This window comes from Clostridium amazonense, from assembly GCF_056431285.1.
Map to the genome: position 1 here is coordinate 89,101 of NZ_JBWKMH010000024.1, position 18,887 is coordinate 107,987.

Annotated in this window: 20 protein-coding genes; 17 read left to right on the forward strand and 3 right to left on the reverse strand. The window is 24.9% G+C overall.

Translation table 11 applies throughout. The annotated features are described in order from the left end of the window. The first annotated feature begins 23 nt into the window (after nucleotides 1-23). Both AC07E4_RS09765 and AC07E4_RS09770 read left to right on the forward strand, forming a co-directional pair. A complete protein-coding gene (locus AC07E4_RS09765) occupies nucleotides 24-1,478 on the forward strand; it encodes a 4-hydroxyphenylacetate 3-hydroxylase family protein (protein ID WP_478216274.1) in 1,455 nt (484 codons plus the stop codon). A gap of 26 nt (nucleotides 1,479-1,504) precedes the next feature. Next, nucleotides 1,505-2,794, forward strand: coding sequence for an acetyl-CoA hydrolase/transferase family protein (locus AC07E4_RS09770; protein WP_040327462.1), 1,290 nt, complete (start codon nucleotides 1,505-1,507; stop codon nucleotides 2,792-2,794). 231 nt (nucleotides 2,795-3,025) lie between these two features. Here AC07E4_RS09770 and AC07E4_RS09775 read toward each other — a convergent pair whose 3' ends face one another. Further along, on the reverse strand, nucleotides 3,026-3,709 hold the full coding sequence (locus AC07E4_RS09775; protein ID WP_040327463.1) for a Bax inhibitor-1/YccA family protein: 684 nt from the start codon (nucleotides 3,707-3,709) through the stop codon (nucleotides 3,026-3,028). Between the two features lie 695 nt (nucleotides 3,710-4,404). On the opposite strand from AC07E4_RS09775, the gene AC07E4_RS09780 reads away from it, so the two are divergent. The 11 genes from AC07E4_RS09780 (at nucleotide 4,405) to AC07E4_RS09830 (ending at nucleotide 15,389) form a co-directional block, all read left to right on the forward strand. Then, nucleotides 4,405-4,863 (forward strand): hypothetical protein, encoded by a 459-nt coding sequence (locus AC07E4_RS09780; protein ID WP_040327464.1) that lies wholly within the window; start codon nucleotides 4,405-4,407, stop codon nucleotides 4,861-4,863. Between the two features lie 76 nt (nucleotides 4,864-4,939). After that, a complete protein-coding gene (locus AC07E4_RS09785; RefSeq protein ID WP_430829203.1) occupies nucleotides 4,940-6,046 on the forward strand; it encodes an SLC13 family permease in 1,107 nt (368 codons plus the stop codon). Nucleotides 6,047-6,694: 648 nt separating this feature from the next. Next, nucleotides 6,695-6,946 (forward strand): TM1266 family iron-only hydrogenase system putative regulator, encoded by a 252-nt coding sequence (locus AC07E4_RS09790; RefSeq protein ID WP_040327466.1) that lies wholly within the window; start codon nucleotides 6,695-6,697, stop codon nucleotides 6,944-6,946. Between the two features lie 12 nt (nucleotides 6,947-6,958). After that, nucleotides 6,959-8,014: a [FeFe] hydrogenase H-cluster radical SAM maturase HydE gene (gene hydE / locus AC07E4_RS09795; protein ID WP_478216275.1), complete on the forward strand. Its 1,056-nt coding sequence runs from the start codon at nucleotides 6,959-6,961 to the stop codon at nucleotides 8,012-8,014. A 14-nt stretch (nucleotides 8,015-8,028) separates the two neighbouring features. Continuing rightward, complete coding sequence (gene hydG, locus AC07E4_RS09800) at nucleotides 8,029-9,405, forward strand: [FeFe] hydrogenase H-cluster radical SAM maturase HydG (RefSeq protein ID WP_430829205.1); 1,377 nt, start codon at nucleotides 8,029-8,031, stop codon at nucleotides 9,403-9,405. Between the two features lie 10 nt (nucleotides 9,406-9,415). After that, entirely contained in the window at nucleotides 9,416-10,606 is a 1,191-nt protein-coding gene (gene hydF / locus AC07E4_RS09805) for a [FeFe] hydrogenase H-cluster maturation GTPase HydF (RefSeq protein WP_430829206.1), read from the forward strand. A gap of 396 nt (nucleotides 10,607-11,002) precedes the next feature. Further along, nucleotides 11,003-11,659: a DUF975 family protein gene (locus AC07E4_RS09810; protein WP_430829207.1), complete on the forward strand. Its 657-nt coding sequence runs from the start codon at nucleotides 11,003-11,005 to the stop codon at nucleotides 11,657-11,659. Nucleotides 11,660-11,948: 289 nt separating this feature from the next. Continuing rightward, nucleotides 11,949-12,713 (forward strand): class I SAM-dependent methyltransferase, encoded by a 765-nt coding sequence (locus tag AC07E4_RS09815; RefSeq protein ID WP_478216276.1) that lies wholly within the window; start codon nucleotides 11,949-11,951, stop codon nucleotides 12,711-12,713. 18 nt (nucleotides 12,714-12,731) lie between these two features. Next, nucleotides 12,732-13,154 (forward strand): hypothetical protein, encoded by a 423-nt coding sequence (locus AC07E4_RS09820; protein ID WP_478216277.1) that lies wholly within the window; start codon nucleotides 12,732-12,734, stop codon nucleotides 13,152-13,154. 677 nt (nucleotides 13,155-13,831) lie between these two features. Next, nucleotides 13,832-14,590, forward strand: a complete 759-nt coding sequence (locus tag AC07E4_RS09825; RefSeq protein ID WP_430829210.1) for a SatD family protein — start codon at nucleotides 13,832-13,834, stop codon at nucleotides 14,588-14,590. Then, nucleotides 14,580-15,389 carry a DUF3307 domain-containing protein gene (locus AC07E4_RS09830; RefSeq protein ID WP_478216278.1) on the forward strand — a complete coding sequence of 270 codons (810 nt, stop codon included), beginning with the start codon at nucleotides 14,580-14,582 and terminating at the stop codon, nucleotides 15,387-15,389. The genes AC07E4_RS09825 and AC07E4_RS09830 overlap by 11 nt, the downstream gene beginning before the upstream one ends. Here AC07E4_RS09830 and AC07E4_RS09835 read toward each other — a convergent pair. Next, nucleotides 15,369-15,752 (reverse strand): SatD family protein, encoded by a 384-nt coding sequence (locus tag AC07E4_RS09835; RefSeq protein WP_430829212.1) that lies wholly within the window; start codon nucleotides 15,750-15,752, stop codon nucleotides 15,369-15,371. The genes AC07E4_RS09830 and AC07E4_RS09835 overlap by 21 nt on opposite strands. A gap of 175 nt (nucleotides 15,753-15,927) precedes the next feature. On the opposite strand from AC07E4_RS09835, the gene AC07E4_RS09840 reads away from it, so the two are divergent. Continuing rightward, nucleotides 15,928-16,311, forward strand: a complete 384-nt coding sequence (locus AC07E4_RS09840) for a YbgA family protein (protein WP_478216279.1) — start codon at nucleotides 15,928-15,930, stop codon at nucleotides 16,309-16,311. Nucleotides 16,312-16,338: 27 nt separating this feature from the next. Here AC07E4_RS09840 and AC07E4_RS09845 read toward each other — a convergent pair whose 3' ends face one another. Next, nucleotides 16,339-16,725, reverse strand: coding sequence for a hypothetical protein (locus AC07E4_RS09845; RefSeq protein WP_478216280.1), 387 nt, complete (start codon nucleotides 16,723-16,725; stop codon nucleotides 16,339-16,341). 155 nt (nucleotides 16,726-16,880) lie between these two features. Between AC07E4_RS09845 and AC07E4_RS09850 the strand changes: the two genes are divergently transcribed. The 3 genes from AC07E4_RS09850 to AC07E4_RS09860 all read left to right on the forward strand — a co-directional run bounded on the left by AC07E4_RS09850 (nucleotide 16,881) and on the right by AC07E4_RS09860 (nucleotide 18,870). Next, nucleotides 16,881-17,423: a signal peptidase II gene (locus AC07E4_RS09850; protein WP_040328975.1), complete on the forward strand. Its 543-nt coding sequence runs from the start codon at nucleotides 16,881-16,883 to the stop codon at nucleotides 17,421-17,423. Nucleotides 17,424-17,575: 152 nt separating this feature from the next. Next, nucleotides 17,576-18,073 (forward strand): lipoprotein, encoded by a 498-nt coding sequence (locus AC07E4_RS09855; RefSeq protein WP_478216281.1) that lies wholly within the window; start codon nucleotides 17,576-17,578, stop codon nucleotides 18,071-18,073. 14 nt (nucleotides 18,074-18,087) lie between these two features. Further along, nucleotides 18,088-18,870, forward strand: coding sequence for a class I SAM-dependent methyltransferase (locus tag AC07E4_RS09860; RefSeq protein WP_478216282.1), 783 nt, complete (start codon nucleotides 18,088-18,090; stop codon nucleotides 18,868-18,870). The last annotated feature ends 17 nt before the right edge of the window (nucleotides 18,871-18,887 follow it).

Sequence of the window (18,887 nt, forward strand, 5' to 3'; positions counted from 1 at the left end):
TGTTAAAAGGGGAGTTGAATGTTATGTCACTAATGACAGGTGCAGAGTACATTGAAAGTTTAAGAAAATTAAAAACAAAAGTTTACGTTTTAGGTGAAAGGGTTGAAAATTTTGTAGATCATCCAATTGTTAGACCATCAATAAATTCAGTTGCTATGACTTATGATTTAGCACAACAAGATGAATATAAAGATTTAATGACTGCAAAATCTAATCTTACAGGAGAAATAGTAAATCGTTTTTGTCATTTACATCAAAGTACAGATGATTTAGTTAAAAAGGTTAAAATGCAAAGATTAGTTGGTCAAAAAACTGCAACTTGTTTTCAAAGATGTGTAGGTATGGATGCATTTAATGCTGTATATTCTACAACTTTTGAAATAGACAAAGCTCATGGAACTCATTATCATGAGAATTTTGTGAAATATTTAAAATTTGTTCAAGAAAACGATTTAACTGTTGATGGAGCTATGACAGATCCTAAAGGAGATAGAGGATTATCACCAAGTAAACAAGAAGATCCTGATTTATTCTTACACATTGTTGAAAGAAGACCGGATGGTATTGTTGTAAGAGGTGCTAAAGCTCATCAAACTGGTTCTATAAACTCTCATGAACATTTAATAATGCCTACAATTGCAATGAAAGAAGAAGATAAAGCATATGCTGTATCATTTGCTATTCCTACAGATGCTGAAGGTCTATTAATGATTCTTGGAAGACAATCTTGTGATACTAGAAAACTTGAAGAAAATGCAGATGTAGATTTAGGAAATAAAAATTTTGGGGGACAAGAAGCCTTAGTTGTATTTGATGATGTTTTTGTTCCTAATGATAGAATATTCCTTTGTGAAGAATATGAATTTGCTGGAATGTTAGTTGAAAGATTTGCAGGATATCATAGACAAAGCTACGGTGGATGTAAAGTTGGTGTTGGTGATGTATTAATAGGTGCAGCAGCAGTAGCAGCAGATTATAATGGAGTTCCTAAAGCAAGCCATCTTAAAGATAAATTAATAGAAATGATCCATTTAAATGAAACACTATATTGTTGTGGAATCGCTTGTTCTGCTGAAGGTAAGAAAACTGAAGCTGGTAACTATGAAATTGATTTGTTACTTGCAAACGTTTGTAAGCAAAATGTCACAAGATTCCCATATGAAATTTGTAGATTAGCTGAAGACATAGCCGGTGGATTAATGGTTACAATGCCATCTGCAAAAGATTTTAATTCACCAGAAGTAGGAGATATATGCAAAAAATATTTTAAAGGTGTGGCATCTGTTCCTACAGAAGATAGAATGAGAATTTTAAGATTAATTGAAAACATGTGTTTAGGTGCTTCCGCTGTTGGATATAGAACTGAATCAATGCATGGAGCTGGTTCTCCACAAGCACAAAGAATAATGATTTCTAGACAAGGAAATTTAGAAGCTAAGAAAAAACTTGCTAAAACTATAGCTGGAATAAAAGAATAATATAAAGGGTTATTAAGGTGACAGTTATGAATTTAAGCGAAATTTATAAAAGTAAATTAATATCAGCAAGTGAAGCTGTTAAACATATAAAATCTGAAGACAGAGTTGTTATAGCTCATGCTGTTGGAGAACCTAAAGATTTAGTTAAAGCAATGGTTACTAATCATGAAAACTATCACAATGTAGAGATAGTTCATATGGTTGCACTAGGACCAGGAGAGTATACAAATTCTGAAATGAAAGATCATTTTAGACACAATGCTCTTTTTATAGGAGCTAGTACAAGAAAAGCTGTAAATGAAAGAAGAGCAGATTTCACTCCGTGTTTCTTTTCAGAAGCTCCTAGATTATTTAAAGAAGGTCATATGCCTATAGATGTAGTTATGCTTCAAGTGTCTAAACCAGACGAGCATGGTTATTGTAGTTTTGGTACTTCTTGCGACTATACAAAACCTGCAACAGAAAATGCTAAACTTATAATAGCAGAAGTTAATGAAAATATGCCTAGAACTTTTGGTGATAATTTTATTCATATAAGTGATATGGATTATTTAGTAGAAACTAATTATCCATTAGTTGAGCTTAAACCTTCAAAAATAAGTGATGTAGAAAAAGCTATTGGCATGAATTGTGCAAAACTTATAGAAGATGGTTCAACATTACAACTTGGAATAGGTTCTATACCTGATGCTGTTTTAATGTTTTTAAAGGATAAGAAAGATTTAGGCATTCATTCAGAAATGATTTCTGATGGGGTTGTTGATTTATATAATGAAGGTGTCATTACAAATAAAAGAAAAACACTTCATAAAGATAAAATGATTGTTACATTTTTGATGGGAACTAAAAAATTATATGATTTTGTAGATAATAATCCAGAAGTAGAATTATATCCAGTTGATTATGTAAATGATCCAAAAGTGATAATGCAAAATTATAAAATGGTTTCAATAAATTCTTGTATTCAGGTAGATTTAATGGGACAAGTAGTTTCTGAAACTATTGGAACTAAACAATTTAGTGGTGTTGGTGGACAAGTAGACTATGTTAGAGGTTCAAGTATGGCTGAAGGTGGTAAGTCAATTTTAGCAATGCCATCAACAGCAGCTAAAGGTAAAATTTCCAGAATAGTTTCATGCTTAGATAAAGGTGCAGCTGTAACTACAACAAGAAATGATGTACAGTATATAGTTACTGAATATGGAATTGCAGATTTAAGAGGAAAATCTTTAAGAGAAAGAGCAGAACTTTTAATTAATATTGCTCATCCTGATTTTAGAGAACAATTAAGAAAAGAATATGATGAATTAATTTAAACGAGAATAGTAGTATTCCAAGAAACAGGAATTATTTAAAACGTTATTCATCTTTCAGTTGAGAATTTTAACGCTAATTATTAATCTATATTTTTAAAATTAACAATGGGCAGTAAATTTTTAAATTGAATTTCCAATTTAAAAGAACTGTAAATTTTCAATTGTCAACTGGTTCCCAATATAAAAATAGAGATATCTTAATAAAAAAGATATCTCTATTTCTTTATAAATCTATTTTCTTTTTCCAATTATTCTTAAAAGATATATAAATAAATTTATTAAATCAAGATAAAGTTCTAATGCTGCAATTATTGCATATTTACTTACATCTTGACTACTTAGTTCATATGAGTTCATATGTATATGCTTAACTTTTTGCATATCATATGCAGTTAAACCACAAAATAAGAATACACCGATGTAACTTATTGCATTATACAAACCTCCAGAACCTATAAAAATATTTAATATACTAGCAATTATAATCCCCATAAGAGCCATAATTGCTATTCTTCCAACTGTTGATAAATCTTTTTCAGACTTTATACCAATCATACTTGCACAAAAAAACATTACAGCTGATATTATAAATACAGTTATTATAGAATTTAATGCATACATTGTAAAAATAGTTGCAAAGGTTATTCCACTAACAGCAGAATATAATAGAAATAATGCCAAAGCTGCTTTAGAAGATATATCTTCAAGCTTTCTATTAATAATTACAACTAATCCAATTTCAATAGCACACACTGTAAATAAGATCATTCCATTAGAGTATATTAAATTGATAAAGAATGGATTAATTGAAACTAGATATGCAACTGCAAATGTTAATACTAAACCCATAGCCATATAAAGAAAAGTTTTACTTATAAATTTGTTTTCACTTTTCTTATAAGAAATATTTGTCATAAACTAGCACTCCTTTTATAGTATATTTACAATAATTCTAACATTTATTTGTAGTTTATACAATAAATCTATATTTTAATGTTTAAATTTGTATTATATTCAGTTATACTTGTTGATATAAGTACATAAAAATATGTATAATAATATAGAGTTCAAATATGAAAATAAAATTGTTCATGTTTCAAGTGAGAATTGTAATTAATTTAATGGAAAATTAAAAGTAAATATTAAAATTGAGTTTTTAAGTATTTCTATTCTTAAATGTCATTATCATCTTTGTAGGCGAGAATTCATTCTTGCTAAACGTTACTAGGATATATTATTTTCATTATTTGCATCCAAATCAAAGACCGGCAAAGTTAAAACCTCAGCTACTAAGGTGTTATACATTTTAGCCACAAAGGAAAAATAAAACGTGCAAATTCACATATATGCGAGGTTTCAACCTTGCATAGCAACATTTGGATATATTAATTTTTAATTTTAAATTGATTTCAAATATGAAAATATGAATAATTTGTAACTCTAGGATTATATTTTTGATAAAGATGTCATTTTGAATTTGAAATTAAAACCCTATATTATGATTAAAATTATAAGAATAAGTTAAAATTAAAAATATAAGAAAAAACTTAGAATTTTTTTAAAAAGTATGAATAATTATATATTAAAGGATAGATAGTGAGGTAATTTAAATGACTATATTGGGCAAAGTTGTTAAAAATGGTATGAAAGTTGTTGGTACTGCTTCAAAAATCGGAATAGAAGCTACTGCAGATGTTTTTGGAATTGTTAGAGAAAATATATCTAAACAAGAAGGTGAAAAAGACAAATTTGCAGAAAAAGGTAAAAATCTTGGTACTGAAATAAAAAGTAATATAGATAAAGCAGGAGAATCAGCAGAAGTAGTTGTTAACAAAGGTGTAGAAATCACAAGTGAAGTAGCTAAAAAAGTAACTTCATCTGCAATAAATACTATAAATAATTTAGTGAAAAATAGTGATGGCACTAAATATAAAAATTATAATAAACAAAGTAATGAGAGTGAATATTTTACTCAAAAAGCTAAAGTAGTAGATACTGATTTTGTAGAAGTAAAGAAAGATATGGATGACACTCAAATGATTAATATAAATTATAAGGATAAAGAATAATTTTAATCAAAACATGCTTTTAAATATAATAAGCATGTTTTCTTATGTAAATAAATTGTATATAGGTGATACTGTTATGAAAAATAATAAAATAATAATTTTTTTTAAAAAAGAATGTGTTCTAATAATAGCGACACTACTAGCACTAATAACTTCATTAATTTCTATGCCAAAGTTAGAATATATTGATTTTAAGGTACTAATTTTACTATTTAATTTAATGGTAATTGTTGCAGCATTAAATAAATTTAAAGTATTAGATAAAATTGCAATTACTTTGCTAGAAAAATGTACAACCTCTAGAAAAGTAAACTTAGTCTTAGTTTTTATAACATTTTTTTCAGCAATGTTTGTAACAAATGATGTAGCTCTAATTACTTTTGTTCCACTTACCATAATAACTAGTAAAAAGGCAAATATTAATGCTTTAAAAACTATAGTATTTCAAACTTTAGGTGCTAATTTAGGTAGTGCATTAACACCAATGGGAAATCCACAAAACTTGTTTATTTATTCTTTTTATAACATGAATATAATATCTTTTTTAAAATCAACTTTCCCATTAATATTAATAGGTTTAGTCTTTTTATCAATTTTAATATTTAAAGAAAAAGATTTTAAATTGAATTTCAATGTAGAAAAAATAGAAATTAAGGATAAAAATAAAATATTTTTAGTAGTAGCTTTATTTTTTTTAGTAATTTTATCAGTATTTAAAATTATTGATTATAAAATTACTTTTATTTTAACAATAATTTTTGTGGTATTTTTAGATAAAAGTCTTTTCAAAAAAGTTGATTATTCATTACTTTTAACTTTTGTTGCTTTTTTCATATTCATAGGAAATATATCTTCTATGGAAGAAGTAAAAATTTTCATGGAAAATTTATTTAATAGTAGTAAAAGTACATATTTTTATAGTATATTATCTAGTCAAATAATAAGTAATGTACCTGCAACTATGCTTATATCAAATTTTACAAACTATTCAAAAGAATTATTGCTAGGTGTAAATATAGGTGGTATGGGTACCCTAATAGCTTCTTTAGCTAGCCTTATTTCATATAAACTATATGTAAAAGAAATAAAAGATGAAAATAATAATTATATTAAAGTTTTTACTTTATATAATTTGTTAGGATTAATAGTTATAATACCTATAATTTATTTTTTATGTATATAATTGACATATATTTCATAAAGTATTATTATGAAATCAGAAAATGATTTTATTCATATGTTTAGAGAGTATTCTTTTTACATAAGTTTATTTTCATTTATATTTGTTTTATATATAGGGTTCCAAGTTCATCTTAATAATTATTAGTTCAAAAACTTGGACACCCTTAAGAGTGAGACCAGCTCGGAATCATTTTACAGTAAGTATTTCTTTTGAAAGCAATATATTTACAGCTAAAAAAATAGTTTTAAATTCGAGCTTGTTTCCCTATATCTAACAGCAAAGAAACTTCTAAGCTGAAAGAAAACTAATTATGGGATAAAGTTGTATCTATAGGAATTCAAGTTTAAACTTTAAATTTTAAGTTATTCAGATTTCAATTGATAATTTTAATGCTAAGTTTTAATCTATATTTTTTAAAATTTATAATGGACAATGAATGTGAAAATTAGAAATGAATAATATTAACCATCATTGTTAATTGGTTGCAAATGCCATGATAGGAATAAACTTTGATTATAGAATTATCATTTGATAAAGGGATTATTTTAAATTTAAGCTTGGAATTTTATATTATTTATGATTTCAAAACCTAGTTTTCTTTAAATAAAGAAAACTAGGTTTTTTATTTTTTATTAAGGGGAGATTAATATGAAAAAAATAGCAGTAATAAGTGCAATTTTAGAAAATCCTACAGAATGTCAAATTGAATTTAATAAAATTATTACAAATTTTAGAGGAAGCATACGTGGAAGAATGGGCATACCTTTTGAAGAAGGTGTTTCTGTAATATCTATAGTAGTAACTGGTGATTTAGATGAAATTAATAGTCTTACTGGAAAACTTGGAAATATAAATGGTGTTTCAGTTAAAACATCTATATCAAAAGTAGAACTTAATTAGGAAATAAGCCAAATGAGTATTTTAAAAGTAAATAAATATGTAGAAGAATTATATAAAACTAATAATTTAGAGGATGAAAAGATTCTATATATACTAGATAATTTAAATTCAGAAAATATAGAATTTTTAATAAAAAAAGCTAATGAAACGAGGCTAAAGTTTTATGGTAATAAAGTATATATTAGGGGACTAATAGAATTTAGCAATTATTGTATTAAAAATTGTTTATATTGTGGAATAAGATGCTCAAATAAATATGCTCATAGATATAGATTATCCTTAGAGGAAATTATGACTTCTGTAAAAACTGGTGATAAATTAGGATATAAAACATTTGTCCTTCAAAGTGGTGAAGATCCATACTTTGATGATAATAAAATGATAGAGATTATAAAAAATATAAAGAAAGAGTGTCCTAATTCTGCCATTACACTTTCATTAGGAGAAAGAAGTTATGATTCTTATGAGAAAATGTTTAAGGCTGGTGCAAATAGATATCTTTTGAGACATGAGACTGCTAATAATGAACTTTATAATAGATTTCATCCTGATGCTAGTTTTGAAAATAGACGTAAGTGTCTTTTAAACTTAAGAAAAATTGGTTATGAAATTGGGGCCGGTTTTATGGTAGGACTTCCTTTTCAAAAAAATGAGCATTTAGTTCAGGATTTAAGATATATAAAAGAGCTTAATCCACATATGTGTGGAATAGGTCCTTTTATTCCTCATAAAGATACTGAGCTTAAAAATGAATGCTCTGGAACTGTAGAAAAAACTATTGTAATGTTAGCATTAATTAGATTATTAAGTCCTAAAATTTTACTTCCAGCCACGACAGCACTTGGTACATTAGATAAATTTGGACGAGAAAAAGGTATAAAAGCTGGTGCAAATGTTATTATGCCTAATCTTTCTCCAATAGAAGTTAGAAATAAATACTTACTATATAACAATAAAGCATATACAAATGGGGAATCTGCAGAGTGTAAATTAGAAATAGAAAATAGTCTTAAATCTATCGGATTTGAAATAGATGAGAGTATAGGTAATAGTAAAATTAAAGATTGAAAGTAGGGGATTTTATGTTTATTAATAATAATTATATAGAAAATATTTTAGAAGATGCTAAAACTGCAACAAAAGAAGATATTCAAAAAGTTTTAGAAAAGGCTAAGATAAAAAGAGGTTTAACTCATAAAGATATTGCTATACTTCTTCAAATTAAAGACTCAAAACAAATAGAGGAAATGTATAAAATAGCTGGTGAAATAAAAGAAAGTATTTATGGTAAAAGAATAGTATTATTTGCACCTCTTTATGTTAGTGATTATTGTGTTAATAACTGTGTCTATTGTGGTTATAAAAAATGTAATAAATTTGAAAGAAAAAAATTAAGTCAAAGTGAAGTTGCTAAAGAAGTTAAAATTTTAGAAAAAATGGGTCATAAAAGATTGGCTTTAGAACTTGGGGAAGATCCTGTCAATGCACCTATAGAGTATGTTCTTGAGTGTTTAGATACTATTTATAAAACTCAAAATAAAAATGGAGAAATTAGAAGAGTTAATGTAAATATAGCTGCTACAACAGTTGAAAATTATAGAAAACTAAAAAATGCAAATATCGGAACTTATATATTGTTTCAAGAAACTTATAATAAAAAATCTTATGATAAAATGCATCCAAATTCACTTAAATCAGACTATGAATATCATTTAACAGCCTTTGATAGAGCAATGGAAGGTGGAATTGATGATGTAGGTGGTGGTGTGCTTTTTGGACTTTCAGACTACAAATATGAAGTTTTATCACTAATGATACACAATGAACATCTAGAAGAAAAATTTAATGTTGGATTTCATACTATATCTGTTCCTAGATTACGTAAAGCTGAAGGTATGGATTTGAAACAATTTCCTCATTTAGTTGATGATGAAACTTTCAAGAAAATTATTGCAATAATAAGAATAGCAGTTCCTTTTACAGGTATCATACTTTCTACTAGAGAAAGTGAAAGTATGAGATGTGAAGCACTTAAATATGGTGTATCTCAAGTCAGTGCAGGTTCTAATACTGGTGTAGGTGGATATGAAAAAGAGGAAAATGGGGAAAATGTTGAGCAATTTAAAACTGCAGATAGAAGAACACCATTAGAAGTTTTAAATGAATTGTTAGATGATGGATATATTCCAAGTTATTGTACTGCGTGTTATAGAAAAGGTAGAACTGGTGAAAGGTTTATGAGCCTTGCAAAATCTGGTGAGATACAAAATGTATGCGAACCTAATGCTATGACAACCTTAATGGAATATGCATTAGATTATGGCGACAAAGCCTTTATTGAAAAAGTAGAAAAAACTATATTAAATAATTTGGATCATATAAAAAGGGAAGACATTAAAGATTTAGTTAAATCTAATTTAGAAAAATTAAAAAAAGGTTATAGAGATTTATATATTTAAGGAGAATTTTATGAATAATACACCTAATTCTAATAGAAAACATATTGGCATATATGGTAAAGCTAATGTTGGTAAATCATCAATAATAAATAAACTCTTAAATCAAGATATTTCTTTAGTTTCTAAAGTCAAAGGGACAACAACTGATCCAGTTTTAAAAGCAATGGAATTATTACCTATAGGACCAGTACTTTTTATAGATACTGCTGGCATTGATGATAATAGTGAACTTTCTAAACTTAGAATTAATAAAACTTTAGAAATGCTTACTAAAACCGACTTTGCAATTTATGTTATAGATTCTTTAGATATAGATTTGTCTTATTATGAAAAAATGAAGTTAAATTTTAAAAAATTTAATATACCTCACTTATTAGTTTTTAATAAAATTGATAAATTAAGTGATGAAGATTTGAAGAAGCTAAAAGATAAATTTAGAAATGCCCAATTTATATCAACTACTACAGATATAGGTATAGACATTTTTAAAAATGAACTCATAGAAAATCTAAAACACTTAGATGAGGAGTTACCTTTAATTGGAGATTTGCTTTCTTATAATGACAAGATTATATTAGTAGTCCCAATAGACTCTGAATCTCCAAAAGGTAGATTAATACTTCCACAAGTACAATGTATAAGAGAATGTTTAGATTATGGTGCAAAAGCATACGTTGTAAGAGATACTGAACTTGAGTATGCATTAAATGATATTACGGATGTTAAGCTTGTAATAACTGATTCTCAAGCTTTCAAAAAAGTTTCATCTATAGTTAATTCTTCAATAAATTTGACAAGTTTTTCTATTCTTTTTGCTAGACAAAAAGGAGATTTAAATACTTTTATAGAAGGTGCTAAAAGTATAAAATTTTTAAATGATAAATCTAAAGTTCTAATTTGTGAAAATTGTACTCACAATACATCACATGAAGACATTGGAAGAATTAAAATACCTAATATGATTAATAAATTTACTAATCTTAAACTTCAATATGATTTTAAAAGTGGTTGTGATTTTCCATTAAATATTAAAGATTATGATTTAGTAATTCATTGTGGTGGATGCATGGTAAATAGGAAAACTATTATAAATAGAATAGCCTTATGTAAGGAGCAAAACGTTCCAATAACTAATTATGGTATTTTAATCGCATATATAACTGGTATTTTAAATAGAGCTACTAATATGCTTATTAAATAAAGTATCTATTCTAAGCTTAATAAAAAAGTGATTTTATATCTAAAAATCACTTTTTTATTATATATAAATTTACATTACTATAGTGTTCCAAACTTAAATTTAAAGTAATCTCTTTATCAAATGATACTATTAAACTTATAGTTTATTCTATTATCATGTTGATAACCAAGTGAAAAGTGCAATTGTTTCAACCTTGTCTAATGACGTTTGGATATATTATCTTATAGTTCTAAACTGATTACAAATAAAAAAGTAGGAATTAAATTTCCTACTAATACTATCAATTAATAAATGTATAAATTAAAATATAAAATATTTATAAAGTTATATAGTATATTAAAATTTGTTGTATAATATACTATATTATGAAAAATTTTAAAATGTTGGAGGTATAAAATGAGCACTAATTATGTAGCTAATTCTACATTAAGAGAAAAAGCACGAAATCAATTAAAGGGGCATTGGGGGGCGCCTATTTTAGTATGTCTAATTATATTCTTATTTACTTGCGCAATAGAAGGTATTTTTGGAAAAGTTACCATATATCACTTTGAATTTGGTCTGAACCTATCTAATGATATATTTTTTATACCTAGGATTTTACAGGCACTTATTTTTGCGCCATTAAACCTAGGTATTGCTATTTGTTTTTTAAAGTTTATAAGAACTAGAGATTTTGATTTAGAGGACTTATTTAAAGGATTTAATAATTATGTAACAGCATTAATTGCACAAGTTCTGATGACTATATTTATAGCATTATGGACTCTATTACTTATAATTCCGGGTATTATTGCTGAAATTAAATATTCAATGACATTTTATATAATAGCAGATAATCCTGAAATTTCTGCATTAGATGCTATTGATAAAAGTAAGAAAATGATGGACGGTCATAAATGGGAGTATTTTTGCTTACAATTGAGTTTTATAGGTTGGGGAATTCTTTCTATAATAACTTGTGGCATAGGTTTTATATGGCTTGTACCGTATGTAAAAACTAGTAACACTTATTTTTATGAAAATATAAAAGAAACAGAATTCAATTTGTAAAATTCCTAATACATCATAGCTTAGCTATGATGTATTTTTTATATAAAAAACTAAATATATCATTAAATTTTATGTAAATTTTTCCTATAAATGTATATATAATGTTTTATTCATATTATAATTAATGTATATTTATAAAAGAGAAGAGGAGTTTAATATGCTTTTAAAAACAGGGAACTGCTCGGTGTAATATTTGATAGCAATATAACATCGAGCTAAATTTAAATGTTATCAAACATTACACTACAATAAATTTATAACTTATAATATAAATGAAGGGGTGTAATTTATGAATTTAGAAGATTTAAAAAATTACTGGAAACATGAAGAAAATCATACTTTTAAAGGCTGGGATTTTTCCTATATAAATAATAGAATAAGTGAAGATACATTGCCTTGGAATTATAAAGAAATAGTTGAAAATAACATTAAAGATTATATAACCGTTCTTGATATGGGTACTGGTGGAGGAGAGTTTTTATTATCATTAAATCGAAAAAAAGCAAGATTTTATGCAACAGAATCATATAAACCAAATTTAATTCTTTGTACCAACATATTAAAACCTTATGATATAGAAGTTAGAGAAGTTACTGATGATAATAATTTACCTTTTGAAGATAATTATTTTGATTTAATCATAAATAAACATGAGTCTTTTTCTTTATCAGAAGTAACTAGAATATTAAAGCCAGGTGGAAAATTTATAACTCAACAAGTTGGCGGGAAAAACAATATTGAAATGTCTAAATTTCTTCTTGGAGAAGTTCCAAATATAATCAACCATGATTTAGGTCTAAATGAAATTCTAAATGAATGCAAGACATGTGATTTGGAAGTTCTATCTAGTGGTGAATTTTTCCCTAAAACATATTTCTATGACATAGGTGCTCTTGTTTACTATGCCAAAATTATTCCTTGGGAATTTCCTGAGTTTACTGTAGATAAAACCTTTGATAAATTACTAAAACTTAATAAAGAAATTGAAGTTAATGGTTCTATATATAGTACTGAACATAGGTATTTTATTGAATCTATAAAAAGATATAATTAACATTAGGAGTTTTTTAATATGACTAGTAAAAAGAATTTTTTAATACTTGTTATCCCACTAATACTAATAATTAGCATACTAATTATTAGTGAATATAATATAGATACAACTTTTTCAAATAAACTTACTAAATTTGATTATAATACAATTGAAATATGTGAAACTTCAACTTCTAATAAATACATTATAGAAGATAAGAAGAAAGTAAATGAACTTTTTGAGTATTTAAGTAAGCAAGTTATAAACAAACAATTTTTGAAGAGAATTGAAAATTCCAACAATAGTTTCATAATACAATTCATCAATAATGATAATGTTTCTTATTATATTACGATTTTTGATACAAACCAAATAGGTATAAATGAAAATTTATATAAAATTGAAAGTGATACTTTCAATATAAATGATTTTAAAACCATATTTGAAGATTATATGATATAATTTTAAAATACAATTAGAACTTAAAATTCTAATTGTATTTTTATAGAGTTCCAAGCTGAAAAATGAAATTATTCAAGTATTAAATGAGAATAGTGTTATTCCAAGAAGCAGTAATTATTTAAAACGTTATTCATAAAAATTTCAAAGAAACTCTAATGAATTTGCTATTTTATTTTCAAGACTAAACGGCTGAATCGACGTCCTGTCTAGGCAGTCGCTAAACCCGTCCTTGGGTTCAGGTCTTGAAAATAAAACACAAATTAATAAGATTTTCTAAATCAATTTTTAAAGAAATACTAATTTAAATAATTCCTGTTTCTTGATGAAATAAAAAAGTTATTCATGTTTCAACTTAAAATTTTAACTCTAAGTTTTAATCTATAACTTTTCACTCTTCACTCTTACTTTTTAATTGGTTTCCAACATGATAATAGAATAAACTGTAAACTCAATAATATAACTTGATAAAGATGTTATTTAAACTTCGAACTTGGAAACCTATATGAAAGCTAAGTTATATGTATAGGATTAATTTATAATATTATTATATAATTTAATAAATATGGTAATACTATAAATGTTGTGAGTAAATGAAGGATTATAATATTATAAGTAGAATTTAATATAGATAAGCTTAATGATTCTTTGAATTTGAACTTCAGAAGGAGATAAAAATAATGTACAGCGTCATAAATATAGATATTGTAAGTTCTAGAAAAATAAAAAAACGAGAAGAACTTCAAGAAAAATTGAAGATGTTTTTTAAAATAGCTAATGAAAAATATAAAAATATATTAGTTGCACCTATAAATTTTACACTAGGTGATGAATGGCAAATTGTTTTAAGTGTTCCACAAAAAAGTTATGATGTATTTAAATATTTTCAAAGATATCTATTAAAAAACAAAATAGATATTTATTGCGGCATAGGTATAGGAAGAATATCTACAAATTTATCAAAAGATACTAGAGAAATGGATGGAGAAGCATTTATTAATGCAAGAGAAGCCTTAAATATAGCTAAAAAAATTAAAGGATTCTATGGACAAGATATTAAATCAAAATATAATAAAGTATTTTTTAAGGGTCTTGAAATACCAACAGATTTTTATAATGAGTTTATTTTAGATGAAATAGCCGTAACAACTGAAGATACTGATGTAGTAACTTTAAACCAAGTAATAAATAACTTAATTGAAAATAATGAAACTATTGAAAATAAATTTACAGATAAGCAAAGAGAGTTTATAGAATTATATGAAGAACATGGGTCATATAATAACATGATAGATATAAATTCTAATTTGTCTAAATCAAATATTTCTCAAAGATTAAATTCTTGTAGTTACTTTTTAACAGTTTATAATAGAAAAATGATACGATCATTATTTAAAACTTATTTACAAGTGTTGGAGAGGAGTAATAATGTATTTTAGCGTATTGTTAATATTTTTAATTTCTCATTGTATTTTTGACTTTACACTACAAAATGAATACATAATAAATCTAAGATTTCCAAAGGATAATAATAAAATATCTATATTAAAGGGAAATACTATTCATAGTATTTTGCATTGCTTAGGTATGTTTTTATTGCTTTGGATTTTTTCTTTATTATCTAAAATGTCCATAGGAAATTATTATATAAGTATACTACTAATTTCAATTTTTCATTTTATTATAGATTTACTAAAATCATTATTTATAATTAAGTATTCATGGCTTAAAAGCAGTGTAATTATATTTGTGCTAGATCAAATTCTTCATATAATTGTTATAGTTGTGTTTTGTCCTAATATTACTTTCAAGAACATAATTAATTCTAAGTCAATGTTAAATTGTAATAATAAAGTATTACTTTCAATTTTAATAGTTTTAATATGTACAAGCTTTACTGGTATTTTTATAAAAATGTTTATAAGCTCTTTAAACACTAAAAGGTACAAGTTTCTGTATAAAAACAATATTTATATTCCTAATACAAATAATAATAATGGCGCAGAACATGGTGGATTTATAATCGGAATATTAGAGCGAATATTTATAATAATTATAATATTTATAGATCAACCCTCTTTAATAGGCTTTGTTTTAGCAACGAAATCTATAGCACGATTTAAAAAGTTGGAAAATGAAAGTTTTGCAGAGTATTTTATTATAGGTACTTTTATTAGTTTTATAACTGCATTAATAGGGGGGCTAATTATACGTAAACTATTCTTTCATAATAATTAATGAACAATTATTCTTTTTAGCGTATTTTATAGCTTTCCTTGCAAGATAAAATGATGGACCATCTAATTGATTTACTGTTAATTCAAAATTATGAATGGTTATAGCACCAATACCTATTCCAGTATAAAATTTAATGTTTTGTGGTAAAGACTGTTCAAGAAATGAGATTATATCTAAATAAGGTGTGTTTTCTATTAAAAGACCTTGCCACTCATCACCTAGAGTTATTATAAATGGCGAAACTATATATTTCTCAAAAATACTATTACATTTTTTTAATGTGCTTATAATCTCCATCTGAACAAATTCTCTATTCTCTATATGTCTTGAGTTTCTAATATCACAAATCATAGTTAAAAACATAAGTTCCTCCATACACAATAATTAACCTAAAAGAGTTTACTAAATACAGTTAACTCTAATATAGTTTATGTTTTTAAGTTAACTTGTATTTAACTTATAAGTATAAATTAACCCCTATAACATAATATGTAAAATAATTTAAATTGAAACAATGTATTTTAAGGAGGTTTTAATTTTGAATGAAAATGTTTCTAGGAAAAATATAGATATTACTTGGTCAAAATATAAATATGTTGTCATGGAACGATCCTATAAAAAATATAAGGATATAAGTAAAAACATTGGATTAAATATGTATACATATGATATGTTTACAGCTGAAATATATTCTATTTGTAAACTAGAGCCTGTAAAAAGTCAGTCCATAAACACATTACAACATATATGGGGGTACTTTAAAAAAAATGCCTCCAAAGAGGATAAAAACGTTTTCTTAATGTATCTTGAGAAGTATGTTAATGATGAAATTGAATTATATAAAGTAAAGAACGTTTTAAAAGAATATGCAATAAAATATAAAAGTTCCTATTTATTAAACTCATATTATTTTGATTATTAGTTTTAAAAGAAAATACAATTAGGACATCTAACTCCTAATTGTATTTTCTTTTAAAACTTTAAGTAAACTTTCTTTTATATATGGATTTTTATAAACAAGCTCTAAAGAAAACCTACATCTTTTAACTAACCCCATAAAAGTTAAGTTTTCTTTGGAATTAAGTATTTTACTTGTAGCTCTATTTATTTTATCATCTATAACTTTTATTTCTTTTTTTAGTTTTATATTTTCTAATATGTACATTCTAAGTTCTGGATACTTACTTATAGTAATAGGAGTTATACCTACATTCTTAACTACTGAAGCAAATGTTAATCTCTCATTTCTATTTAAAATATCTTGAATTGCATTATCTATATCATTTTTATAATCTTCTACATCTTTATAAGAAGATAAATTCAAACAACTTTCCACAACTATTCTCCTTATATGACAAATTTTATAATTTAATAATATACTATTTTATAAAAATTGTATATAAAATTTTAATAAGTAAAATATATAAAATTTAAATTTTATATATTTTCATATTATGTTAAAATATACAAAAACACCTTTAAGGAGGATTTATGAAAAAGAAAAATATGAAATACATTATGTTAACATTTATATTAATAGTTTTAGATCAAGTTATTAAACTTATAGTTAAAAATTATTATAATATGAGCAAACCACTAATAAAAGATTTAATATCTTTTTCACCAACGTTGAATTCTAAATATTCCTACATTAATTCTTTATTAAATTTAGATATGAGTAAGATTTTTTCTACACTGTTGGTTGTTCTTATTTTATTGGTATCGTATTCAATTTATATGTATTACAACTATCGTTATAAAGAAAATCTATTTAGTAATCTATTTGGAGTTTTCTTTTTTTCAGGTGCAATATGTTCAATTATAGATAAAATATTTTGGAATGGTAGCCTGGATTATATAAAAATACATGGATTTTTTACTTTTGATATGAAAGATGTATATATAAGTATAGCTGAAATTATAATCCTAATAGCTGCATTACGAAATTTAAAAAAGTTAAATGATTTAGATGAAAAGGCTCTAAGGAAAGATTATTATATATTTATAAAAAATCAATTTAAATTAAAATCATAGTAACTTTTTAGTTTTACAAGCTTCATTTGTTTTTTAGAAAAATTACTAAAGTTTAAAAAATTAAAATAAATGAATTCAACATTAACTTGTTCTAAATTGTATTGTTGTAGTAATAAAATTTAGTATATTAACTTTATAACTGGAGGATTTAAATGAAAAAGTTTATAAAATTTATTATAGTAATTTTAGGAATTGTACTTCTATTTTTACTTATTAGATACAATTTAAGTACAGGAATGAATTTTTCATCTAATGATAAATTACTTATATATGATGATGATAGCAAGATAGCTTTAGATTATGATAGTTATTCTTATTTAAGTGAACGTGGTGAAAATAAGAAAAATACAACTAATATAAAGTTTAACTTTACTGGTATGGATACACGATGGAAAATTGAAGCAGAAAAAGATGCAGTTTTAACTATAGATTATGACTCCAAAATTTCAAAAGGTGATTTTAAAGTTGTAATTATATCACCACAAAAAGAAGTTAGTACAATTTTAGAGCAAAGTGCTTCTGGAAGTAAAGATATAAACATAAAGAAGGGCACTAGTAGAATTAAAATTGTAGGTAAGAACGCAAAAGGGAAGCTTAAATTAAAACTTAAATATTCAAAAGATGTTAAGCCAATTTCAATAGATTCATAGAAGGGATTTTTATTATGAGTAAAACAAATTCAACTCTAATTTGGGACAAAGTAGCTACAAGTTTTAGTAAATCAGGTAATGATTATTGGAATAGATTTGGTGAAAAGTTAGTTTCTTTTTCAGACATAAAATTAAATTCAATAATATTAGATATTGGTTTTGGAAGAGGTGCTAGTTTGTTTCCGGCCATAAGAAAAGTTGGTGTTAATGGAAAGGTCATTGGAATTGATATTTCAAATGAAATGATAAAGGAAACATATAAAGATATTAAAAATAACAAATTTAATAATGTAGAACTTATAAATATGAATATAAATAATTTAACATTTCCAAATAATTATTTTGATAATGTATTATGTGGTTTTAGTATTGAAGTAAATGAAAATAATTTAAATGAAATTTTTAGAATTTTAAAAAACAATGGTAAAATTAATATAAGTATTTGGGGAATTCAATTAAATCAGCAATGGTTAAATGCTATTGTTAACAAATATTTACATGTTCAAAATAATATTAAAAAAGTAGCAAATTATAATGATTTATTAAATTCTGTAGGATTTACAAGTATAGAAATTATTCAGTGTTTAGAGAAGGTTATCTATAAAACAAAAGATGATTGGTGGAATGAAATGAACTCTAATGCATTTAGAAACATAATAGATGCAGTTTCAAATTTAGGCCTTGAAAAATTTCATTCTTTTAAAAGTGATATTTATGATGCACTTGAAAATTTTTATGATGAAGATAATTTAGTTTTTGAAATGCCTGTAATATATATTTCAGCAAAAAAATATTAAATTCCTATAATATTGAT

What these genes read in the sequence shown, in the direction of transcription:
- AC07E4_RS09765 (WP_478216274.1), top strand. Translation starts at nt 24, where the DNA reads ATGTCACTAATGACAGGTGCAGAGTACATTGAAAGTTTAAGAAAATTA.
- AC07E4_RS09770 (WP_040327462.1), top strand. Translation starts at nt 1,505, where the DNA reads ATGAATTTAAGCGAAATTTATAAAAGTAAATTAATATCAGCAAGTGAA.
- AC07E4_RS09775 (WP_040327463.1), bottom strand. Translation starts at nt 3,709, where the DNA reads ATGACAAATATTTCTTATAAGAAAAGTGAAAACAAATTTATAAGTAAA.
- AC07E4_RS09780 (WP_040327464.1), top strand. Translation starts at nt 4,405, where the DNA reads ATGACTATATTGGGCAAAGTTGTTAAAAATGGTATGAAAGTTGTTGGT.
- AC07E4_RS09785 (WP_430829203.1), top strand. Translation starts at nt 4,940, where the DNA reads ATGAAAAATAATAAAATAATAATTTTTTTTAAAAAAGAATGTGTTCTA.
- AC07E4_RS09790 (WP_040327466.1), top strand. Translation starts at nt 6,695, where the DNA reads ATGAAAAAAATAGCAGTAATAAGTGCAATTTTAGAAAATCCTACAGAA.
- hydE (WP_478216275.1), top strand. Translation starts at nt 6,959, where the DNA reads ATGAGTATTTTAAAAGTAAATAAATATGTAGAAGAATTATATAAAACT.
- hydG (WP_430829205.1), top strand. Translation starts at nt 8,029, where the DNA reads ATGTTTATTAATAATAATTATATAGAAAATATTTTAGAAGATGCTAAA.
- hydF (WP_430829206.1), top strand. Translation starts at nt 9,416, where the DNA reads ATGAATAATACACCTAATTCTAATAGAAAACATATTGGCATATATGGT.
- AC07E4_RS09810 (WP_430829207.1), top strand. Translation starts at nt 11,003, where the DNA reads ATGAGCACTAATTATGTAGCTAATTCTACATTAAGAGAAAAAGCACGA.
- AC07E4_RS09815 (WP_478216276.1), top strand. Translation starts at nt 11,949, where the DNA reads ATGAATTTAGAAGATTTAAAAAATTACTGGAAACATGAAGAAAATCAT.
- AC07E4_RS09820 (WP_478216277.1), top strand. Translation starts at nt 12,732, where the DNA reads ATGACTAGTAAAAAGAATTTTTTAATACTTGTTATCCCACTAATACTA.
- AC07E4_RS09825 (WP_430829210.1), top strand. Translation starts at nt 13,832, where the DNA reads ATGTACAGCGTCATAAATATAGATATTGTAAGTTCTAGAAAAATAAAA.
- AC07E4_RS09830 (WP_478216278.1), top strand. Translation starts at nt 14,580, where the DNA reads ATGTATTTTAGCGTATTGTTAATATTTTTAATTTCTCATTGTATTTTT.
- AC07E4_RS09835 (WP_430829212.1), bottom strand. Translation starts at nt 15,752, where the DNA reads ATGTTTTTAACTATGATTTGTGATATTAGAAACTCAAGACATATAGAG.
- AC07E4_RS09850 (WP_040328975.1), top strand. Translation starts at nt 16,881, where the DNA reads ATGAAAAAGAAAAATATGAAATACATTATGTTAACATTTATATTAATA.
- AC07E4_RS09855 (WP_478216281.1), top strand. Translation starts at nt 17,576, where the DNA reads ATGAAAAAGTTTATAAAATTTATTATAGTAATTTTAGGAATTGTACTT.
- AC07E4_RS09860 (WP_478216282.1), top strand. Translation starts at nt 18,088, where the DNA reads ATGAGTAAAACAAATTCAACTCTAATTTGGGACAAAGTAGCTACAAGT.